Genomic DNA, 8,884 nt, shown 5'->3' on the forward strand with positions numbered 1-8,884 from the left:
GGGGGCCGTCAGGGGCAAAGCCACTGAACACACGGCGGTACACCGTGGGATCCAGCTCCCGCTTAATCCCCAGCCCTTTGGTCGCAAGGCCAATCATTTTGCCCTGTGGTTCGCCTTTTTCGTTCTGGTAGTAATCATCATTCTCGTAATACAAAATGTCGTTAATGGCACCTATGGAATTCATGCGGCTTGCCTCTGTTTTTTAAGTTGCTCACGGCGACTGGGCTTGTCTGTTGGCTCAGGGGCTTCGAGTGGTGTTGGTTTGGCCGTTAACCACTGTGCCGGGCAATGCTCATCACTGACAGGGCTTAGCTTGCTGTATGGCCAGCGAAGGCGATACACGGCCTTATAACCGGGAATTAAGAGGTATCCCACCACGCCTTTTTTATTGGGCTGCGGCAGCTGCACAAGGTTTGATGCACTGACCAATGGCAGTGTTTCCCGGTGCCAGTTTTGTGTGGTGCCGTCACCTTGGCCGGCACTGGAAGTGGGGCGTTCAACGACACGCTCCCCAAAGGCTTTGGCGGTATAGGTCGCGGTCTCACCAGCCGCACCCACACGCATGGAGGCAAACAGGGTAAACATGTTCAAAAGCGTATCCGCTTCCTGCTCACCGTAAATGTGTTTCAATTGCGAGATGGATTGTGTGCCGCCGCAAATACGACAACCCTTGCTGCGGCCTAAGCTCATCCATTCTGACAAGGCTGGGTTCTTGGGCAGGTTGCCTAATTCGTCGATAAACAGCCACAACTCGCGCTTGGTGCTGTTGGTCTGCGCCAAGATATGACTGGTCATCAGGGCAATGAGCGTATTGGCCAACGGTGCCCCGATATCTTTATAGCGTTTGTCGGCTTGCACGATAATGATGGGCTTTTCTGTCTCTGGGTCACTCACCCAGTCGCGCACACAAAAGCCATCTTCATACGCCTTTGGCCATGCATCAGCGAGGGTGTAAATCCAACCTAAGCTACCGACAAGCTGCGCAAAGAATGATTGGGTGGTTTTGCTACCCTCAACGATAAACCGCGCAGCGCGTGGGTAATACTGGCTTAACTGGCTTTGCAGTACGGCTTCGTCACAGCTTAAGATATCGGCCAGCTCTGACCAACCCCAACGGGTTTGGGTATGGTTCAATATTTCAATCATGCCGCAAAACAACATCCGCGCCCCGTTTGACCACAATGGTTCGTGAGACTCAGGAATGAGTCGCTCGGCAATGAGCTGCGCCTGTGTCGCATTGTGGGCATCAGATTGAATATCCCACGCTGTGCCACGAGCATCCCATGGAGCCAGTAACACGGTGGTTTCAGGCTGGTAGAACAAGGCGGTAAACTCGCGCTTCTCATCATAGATAAAGGCGCGTTCGCCCCGAACAATGACCTGATCAATCAGAGGCGCAATAAACACGGTTTTCCCCGTGCCTTGGTTGCCCACCACAAGGATGTTGCCAGACTCACGGGCTTTGCTGATCTGCAATTGCGGGTGCAGTTTTAAGCCCGGTTGGCTGCTACTTTGCTTAGCTTCCCGTTTGGCCATGTGCTTAGCATGATTTAGCGCCGTGCGGCCTTGATGTAAACGTGCACCAGAGATATGACGGTAACCGTCTTTGCCGCCGGTCACGTAAAAGCGTCTTGCACTGAAAAACGCCGGAATACTTGCCAACAAGGCTGGCAAGACAAGGTGCAGAGCAAAGGCCAAGTGCCAGCCCTGTTTGGCTAACGCGCTCCAGTAGCCAAGCCAAGGGCGTAAGGACTGGTCAACGACCAATCCTGCTACGCTATCCAGCCAATAGTCCACATGGACACTTAACGCTGGCCATGGCGTCAGCCATGACCAAGACCAGATAAGCAGGCCAACAAAGGTGGCAAGCCAGATGGTGCTGCCAACGAACAGGATGCTTGCCCAATCCTGACGACGATACGAGGTGGGATGATTGTTCATTAGAATTTCACTCCCTTACCGTGCAGTTGGCTTAAGGCTTGTTTGCGATCTGCATCGGCCAAGTCCAAGGTTGTGCACAGCATTTCAAACTGGACTTTGCGCTGACGCTGTTCGAGTTTGAGCAAAAGCTGTTGCAATTGCTGTTGCTCTTGGTAATGTGTCCATGAGCTTCGAATGACATCAGCCACAGTGCAGCCTCTGCGCTCTGCTTCGGTTTGAAGACGAGTGAAATCCTCGCCTGAGAATCGTGCCGTAACGGCTTTGTTTAATTGTTTATTCATGGGGGAAATCTCCGATTGCGTGAATAAAATCAAGGGGTTCAGGCTTTGTGCACCGTGGCAGCGGTGCACAAAGCGAAATCATTCTGGCAGTACCAGATACGGGAGTTTGCGAGCGATGACGCTGCGCCAGCGCGGCCACCAACGGTGAGTGGGGTTTGTGCTCATAATCTCTTGTTCGCTAGGCACCGAGTTGAAGAATCTCAACGTGGCGTGGTCTGGGTGCTGTAGCTCTTCATCAAGGCGGTACAGATCATTACGCACGGTTGAGAAACCGAAGCCGGGCAGCTTCAGACAGTCTTCATTCAACAGTTCACAGGCAAGTTTGGCGATGGCCTCTCGGGTCAACGTGGGGTCGTCATACTTGGCGTAAATGGCCAACCCAAACAAGTCTCGTCGTCGGCGCTCAGCATGGGACAGCCCCTCAGCGAACAGACGTTGCTGAGCGTTACTGACGTAACGGGCTTTCATCTCGTCTAAGTCGGGGATGTAGTCTTTTGTTGCAGGCTTTGCGGCCAAGGCCCGCAAGGGCCCGGCCAAGTCATGAGTCAGTAAGCCTTGCGAGTAGGCCCATTTGCAGAAATCCTGAGGGCGGATGTACTGCTCACCGTCTTTCTCAATGATCACCAACTCTTCGAGCAATACCGCATCTTTGATGGCGTCTAACAGGGTTTCACGCTCTTCACGCCAGCCGTTGTAGTATTGCCCCGGTTCAAGGTGGTAACACAGCGGATCCATGCCCACACCCAAGCAGGCAGCCTCAGGCACCGTCCACAGTTTACGCTCGGCATACTCATCCCAAATCCAGTCGCGGATGTCCATGAGCGGGAATACGATCATGTCCAGCAAGTCTTGGGGGATTTGGCAATCCCGCTGGGCGTACTGTACTTCCTGACGGCGCAAGAGCTTGGATGGCTCAAACGGGTGCCCCTCTTTGAGCAGCAAGCGGATGGCTTTGCGCACACGGGTTTCAGCTTGTTTGTAAATGTCCGAATCAATATCCGGGTAGTTTGTATCAAGTGTCATTTGAAATACCTCGTTTTGTTAATGAATGACACTGACATGATGGAAGATTGAATTTGTTGTAGATACAACAACGAACAATGGGCATGAAAAAATGCGGGTTTTACGACATTTTTAGCGTGACACATCGGCATCGTCCATAACTGCCAGTCACACCCTATGGTGACACAATTTCTGTAAAAGCTTCCAAAAAAGTAAAAATAATTAGATCGCTACCCTGAATAGCCAATCAGGCATGAAAATCGATTATGCAAACTGTATCACTAAGTGTTATAGTTTGGGTGTTAAAAGGGAATCGAATGCGCATATATAAATCAAAGTGGTTCACGAAGTGGGCTGAGAAAGAAGGGCTGACAGATAACGCCCTTAAGGATGCTGTCAATGAGATGGAACAAGGCTTAATCGATGCCGATCTCGGTGGTCATGTTTATAAAAAACGTGCACCAATTGAGGGGCAAGGCAAGAGCAGTGGTCTGCGAACCATCCTCGCATTCAAAGTGGGTAACAAAGCCTTTTTCATGTATGGCTTTCCCAAAAATGCACGGGATAACATCGACAGTAAAGAGCTAAAAGCATTTAAGCGCTTGGCAAAAGAATTGTTGGGCTACAGCGATGCTCAACTGAAAAAAGCCCTTAAAACGGGCAGTATGGTAGAGGTGAAATGAGATGAAAGACAGTATTTTAGATGTCATACATGACACAGCAAAAGACTTAAATGAGGCGGGTGTGATGGATATGCAAACCCTGCGCGAGTTTGATGCGCTGTGCCTGCCAAAAGTGGAAACTTTTGATGCTCGGCGTATTCAAGCTATCCGTAAAAAGGCACATGTCAGTCAAGCCGTGTTCGCCGCTTACCTTAATACGACCACATCAACGGTCAGGCAGTGGGAGCAAGGCGGTAAAAAGCCTCGTGGTACTTCGCTGAAATTGCTTAACTTGGTGGCCACCAAAGGGTTAGAGGTCTTGGCTTAATCATCGCGGCGCGAGAAGGTGACAGCACTTGTTGGTGTCGCGTTGTCGTGTCTATAACAAAAATGAAGTGAAGGGATTAGTTGTTAGTTGATTAGATACAGCTTCCCCAACCCCAATCCGCAGATAGAGCATTGAGCCAATAAGGGATTATTGGCTGGCTTGTTTTTTTAGCTGTTCAGCTTCGATGAACGTATCAATTAACTGCACCAATTGTCGCTTGGCTTTTGGTGTCAGTGTTTCCATTTTTTTTAGTCGTCTTTCTAGCCGTGAACTGAGCTTTGGTGTTTGTTGCTCTGTTAAACCAAGTAAAGCATCTGTACTAGAGCCTAATGCTCTTGCTAAGTCCGCAAGAATGTTTGCCGGGGGCTGGTCGCTCTCGGTTTCGTAATACGCAATAACCCGTCTGGTTGAGTTAATTTCGTCAGCCAGTTCTTGTTGGGTATAGCCTGCGGCCTTACGCAATTGCGCTAACCGTTTCCCAAAATCAGCAAATTGTGGATTGGTATTCTTCGCCATCAACATCATCTCAAAATGTCTTTGGTTCAGATTGTAACCCCGGTTTTCGTTCTTCATGGTTGCACGACAATCGTTCAAACTATATCATGTCCGATAATCGTACATTTTAATGTCATGCGTTTCAAGGCAAAAAAAAGTTGCGCAGACTATTGACAGGGATCTGGGAGACAGCCGTTTTTATGAACTATTACGATGCTAAAACTGTGGAGCAGGTGAAGCGTTTTTCTTTAGTTGAGATCCTTCGCCGTGATGGCCTGACACTGAAAAAGCAAGGCAAAGACTATTTTGCCTGCTGCCCGTTTCACGATGATAAAACGCCGTCACTGTCGGTTAGTCCTGATAAAAACCTGTGGCATTGTTTGGGCGCGTGTCAGATTGGTGGCTCACCCATTGATTATGTGATGCGCCGTGATGGGGTGAGCTTTAAAACCGCAGTGGGCACCTTGCTGGAAGAACATGGCCAGATGCCGGTTGAGCATCAACCGGTGGTTGCTAATACTCAATCGGAAAATGTCTCTCGATTGGATGAACAGGCACAGCATTGGCTAAGCCAAACTGTTGAGCTGTACCATAAGAATCTGCTGCAATCGAGTCAGGCCAAGGCTTACTTGGCTCAGCGCGGCTTAGATAACCCTGCTTTAATCGAGACGTTTAAACTTGGTTATGCTCAAAAGCAATTAGGCTCAATCTTGCCAACCCGTACCTCCCAAGCCGGAAAGGATGTCCGTTCATTGCTTAAATCGGTGGGTCTTAGTTTGGATTCAGGCATGGAGCGCTTTAGCGGCTCCTTGGTTATTCCTGTTATCGAACAAGACCAAGTAGTAGAAATGTACGGACGCAAAATAGCTTCCGAAGGCAAGCTGCGTCCGGGGACAGCGAAGCATTTATATTTGCCGGGTACACACCAAGGAGTATGGAACCAGCAAGGCTTAACCAATGATACGGTGATTTTGTGTGAATCCCTGATAGATGCCATGAGCTTTTGGGTGCACGGGTTTACGAATGTCACGTGCGCTTATGGCGTGAACGGATTCTGTCCTTTTCATTTAGCCGTATTCCAAGGGTTGGGAATTAAGCGAGTGTTGATTGCCTATGACAATGATGAAGCGGGAAACAAGGCTGCGCTCAATTTAGTAGCTCCCCTGCGTGAGCAGGGCATGGAGCCATGGCGGGTGCAATTGCCTGCGGGTCAGGATGCCAACGCTTTTATGGTGGCCAGCACTCAGCCAGCCAAAGATTTAGAAATGTTGCTCAATCAAGCCATGTTACTGGACGGTAAACCATCTGAAAATAGAGTGCCTGCTGAGGAGAATTCAACCGATGCGCTGAGTATGGAGCAGCAAGGGGACGATTGGCACATCCGTTTTGCTAACCGTCATTACCGTGTCCGTGGCTTATCAAAAAAAGCCCAAGGCCAGCAACTGCGCATCAATTTGATGTTGCGCGTGGGCGATAACATGCACGTTGATAGCGTGGACTTATACCATGCCAAGCAGCGGCAACGCTTTGTTGAGCTGGCCTGCGTTGAATGCGGTTTGGGTGAAGTTACGGTTAAACAAGACATGGGGCGTATCCTGCTCGCACTGGAAGAGCTACAAGGCAAGCCGGAAGAGCAAACAAAAGAAGTCATCATGACTGAGCAAGAGCACCAAGCGGCTCTGGCGTTTTTACGCCAACCCACTTTGCTTGATGAAATTGTGCAGGACTTTAGTCGCTGCGGTGTCGTTGGTGAGCAAAGTAATACGTTAGTGGGCTATCTAGCCTGCGTATCACGCAAACTTGCTAAACCGTTGGCACTCGTTATTCAAAGCACCTCTGCGGCTGGTAAATCCGCCTTGATGGACGCCATTTTGCAGATGTGCCCGGATGAAGATGTCACCCAGTTTTCAGCGATGACCGGGCAAAGCTTGTTTTACATGCAAGGGGCAAGTTTAAAGCACCGCATTTTGGCCATCAGTGAAGAGGAAGGGGCAAGCCAAGCGGCGTATGCCTTAAAGCTGCTGCAAAGCCAAGGCGTGTTGACGATGGCGAGCACGGGTAAAGATCCAATCAGTGGCCAACTGGTGACCCAAAGCTATGAAGTGGAAGGCCCGACTATGTTGTTCTTAACCACCACGGCCATTGATGTGGACGAGGAGTTAATGAACCGCTGTCTGGTGTTAAGTGTCAATGAATCACGGGAGCAAACCCAGCATATTCATGCTTTACAGAGACAGCGTCGCACCTTACAGGGCTTGCTACAAAACGCCGATAAAAAGCATATCTTAACCCGGCATCAACATGCCCAACGACTATTAAGGCCGTTGCATGTGGTCAACCCATACGCTGAAAAACTGACCTTTTTGGATGATAAAACCCGCACCCGCCGCGACCATGAAAAGTACCTGACCTTAATCGATACCATTGCTTTGCTGCACCAATACCAGCGCGAGGTGAAACAGGTAAAACACCAAGGCGAGGTGATGGAATATGTGGAAGTGACCTTGAATGATATTCGTTGTGCTAACCAACTGGCACACGATACCTTGGGGCGAACACTGGACGAGCTGCCAGCCCAAACCCGCAAGCTGCTGAACCATTGTGTGGATTGGGTGAAATGCCAAGCTAAGGTGGATGATACCAGCATGGATGCCGTGCGCTTTACCCGCAAGCAACTGCGCGATGCCACAGGCTGGAGTGATACGGCACTTAAAGTCCATCTGGCTCGCTTAGTTGAGATGGAGTATCTGCTTGTTCATCTCAATGGCCACCGTCAACGCTACCATTATGAGTTGTTGTACCAAGGTGAAAGCGGCTCGCATACCATGCTGAAATTGCTGGATGTAGAGCAATTACATCCAGACCGGTCAGGGCAAAACGACAACTGGGCAGGCTCTGGTCAGGGTGCGGTCAGCCATCGGTCAGGGGGTAGTCAAGGTGATGAAAATGGCCTGCACCTCAATGGCGATAAGGCATTGATTGATTCGGATGATGGCATACAAGCAGAAAGCCTATTACAGATAAAAGCCACTCAAACCGTCAAGGTGTCGCCATGAATATGACGTTATCGGCGTTAGCGCCCCAATACCTTTCGGCGTTGTCAGTGCGAGGCTACAGCCCACGGACATTGTCGGCAAAGCGTTGGTTGCTCAATTACTTCATTGATTACTGCGCTGAGCGTGATATTCATCATGCCCAGCATGTTGATAAAGCCTTGCTGCTTCGCTATCAACAGCACGTACACCATACCCGCAAGGAAGACGGCAAGCCGCTGTCTATCGCCACACAGCGCCACCGTGTGAGCGAGATACAACTGTGGTTTGCATGGCTGGTTGAGGCCGGTCATTTGCCGTATACCCGCTTGGGTGAAGTGGTGCTGCCTAAGCTGCCGAAAACCTTACCCAAAGCAGTGCTGAGCGTGCCCGAGATAGACAAGCTTATGGCGCAAGTCTGCCTTGATACGCCGACAGGCTTACGTGATCGCACCATGATGGAAATTCTGTATTCCTGCGCCATTCGCCGCCGTGAGCTGTTAAACCTGACCTTAAGCGACATTGACAGCCACCGAGGCTGGTTACTCGTTAGGCAAGGCAAAGGCGGCAAAGACCGGGTTGTGCCCATTGGCCAACGCGCCCTTGATTGGCTCTCGCAATACTTAAACGATGCAAGGCCATTACTGGCCAAGTACGTGGCTGAGCCAGCGCTTTTTATCAGCATGAAAGGCAGCGCCTTACATCACACCACTTTTACCGCCAAGCTCAAGGAATACACCCGCGCCGCAGGCATTACCAAGACCAGTGGTTGCCATGCTTTCAGGCACAGCGCCGCAACACTCATGTTAGAGAACGGAGCCGACATCAGGCATATTCAAGCCATGCTTGGCCACGAATGCTTATCCACCACGCAAATCTATACCCAAGTGGCCATTGGCCACTTAAAAGACGTCCATAAAAAGACGCATCCGGGCGAGCAATAACCTCTCTTCGTTACTCATTGAAATTACATGCCTAAACGCTAAAAAGTGCGTCTAGGCATTTTTTTTCAACAAGGTATACTATTGCCAATTTAATGCTCTTTAACACCGCTGCTCTCTAGGCTGAAACGCTTCCAACAGGTGGACGCACGTCAGGTTCGTTCTTTCATATGAACGGTCGGGTGTACGATTATAACCTTGG

The 8,884-nt window shown here is 50.1% G+C and carries 9 protein-coding genes; 4 read left to right on the forward strand and 5 right to left on the reverse strand.

The window, feature by feature from the left end; translation table 11 throughout:
- From ABMY41_RS20770 to ABMY41_RS20785, 4 genes are all read right to left on the reverse strand, one after another.
- The coding region (locus tag ABMY41_RS20770; RefSeq protein WP_349276132.1) for a hypothetical protein at positions 1 to 184 on the reverse strand (184 nt) is incomplete at its 3' end.
- On the reverse strand, positions 181 to 1,941 hold the full coding sequence (locus tag ABMY41_RS20775; protein ID WP_349276133.1) for a type IV secretion system DNA-binding domain-containing protein: 1,761 nt from the start codon (positions 1,939 to 1,941) through the stop codon (positions 181 to 183). The genes ABMY41_RS20775 and ABMY41_RS20770, both read right to left, overlap by 4 nt.
- Positions 1,941 to 2,222: a hypothetical protein gene (locus ABMY41_RS20780; protein WP_349276134.1), complete on the reverse strand. Its 282-nt coding sequence runs from the start codon at positions 2,220 to 2,222 to the stop codon at positions 1,941 to 1,943. Before ABMY41_RS20780 ends, ABMY41_RS20775 begins: the two co-directional genes overlap by 1 nt.
- 78 nt (positions 2,223 to 2,300) lie before the next feature.
- On the reverse strand, positions 2,301 to 3,245 hold the full coding sequence (locus ABMY41_RS20785) for a hypothetical protein (RefSeq protein ID WP_349276136.1): 945 nt from the start codon (positions 3,243 to 3,245) through the stop codon (positions 2,301 to 2,303).
- Between the two features lie 296 nt (positions 3,246 to 3,541).
- Here ABMY41_RS20785 and ABMY41_RS20790 point away from each other — a divergent pair, with 296 nt between their 5' ends.
- Positions 3,542 to 3,907 carry a type II toxin-antitoxin system RelE/ParE family toxin gene (locus ABMY41_RS20790; RefSeq protein ID WP_349276138.1) on the forward strand — a complete coding sequence of 122 codons (366 nt, stop codon included), beginning with the start codon at positions 3,542 to 3,544 and terminating at the stop codon, positions 3,905 to 3,907.
- A 1-nt stretch (position 3,908) separates the two neighbouring features.
- A complete protein-coding gene (locus ABMY41_RS20795) occupies positions 3,909 to 4,214 on the forward strand; it encodes a DNA-binding transcriptional regulator (protein WP_349276140.1) in 306 nt (101 codons plus the stop codon).
- Between the two features lie 147 nt (positions 4,215 to 4,361).
- Here ABMY41_RS20795 and ABMY41_RS20800 read toward each other — a convergent pair whose 3' ends face one another.
- Positions 4,362 to 4,730, reverse strand: coding sequence for a helix-turn-helix transcriptional regulator (locus ABMY41_RS20800; RefSeq protein WP_349276141.1), 369 nt, complete (start codon positions 4,728 to 4,730; stop codon positions 4,362 to 4,364).
- Positions 4,731 to 4,909: 179 nt separating this feature from the next.
- On the opposite strand from ABMY41_RS20800, the gene ABMY41_RS20805 reads away from it, so the two are divergent.
- Complete coding sequence (locus ABMY41_RS20805; RefSeq protein WP_349276143.1) at positions 4,910 to 7,765, forward strand: CHC2 zinc finger domain-containing protein; 2,856 nt, start codon at positions 4,910 to 4,912, stop codon at positions 7,763 to 7,765.
- Positions 7,762 to 8,685, forward strand: a complete 924-nt coding sequence (gene xerC, locus ABMY41_RS20810) for a site-specific tyrosine recombinase XerC (protein WP_349276144.1) — start codon at positions 7,762 to 7,764, stop codon at positions 8,683 to 8,685. Before ABMY41_RS20805 ends, xerC begins: the two co-directional genes overlap by 4 nt.
- The last annotated feature ends 199 nt before the right edge of the window (positions 8,686 to 8,884 follow it).

Source organism: Pseudoalteromonas sp. BZA4 (genome assembly GCF_040104395.1).
Taxonomy (GTDB): Bacteria; Pseudomonadota; Gammaproteobacteria; order Enterobacterales; family Alteromonadaceae; genus Pseudoalteromonas.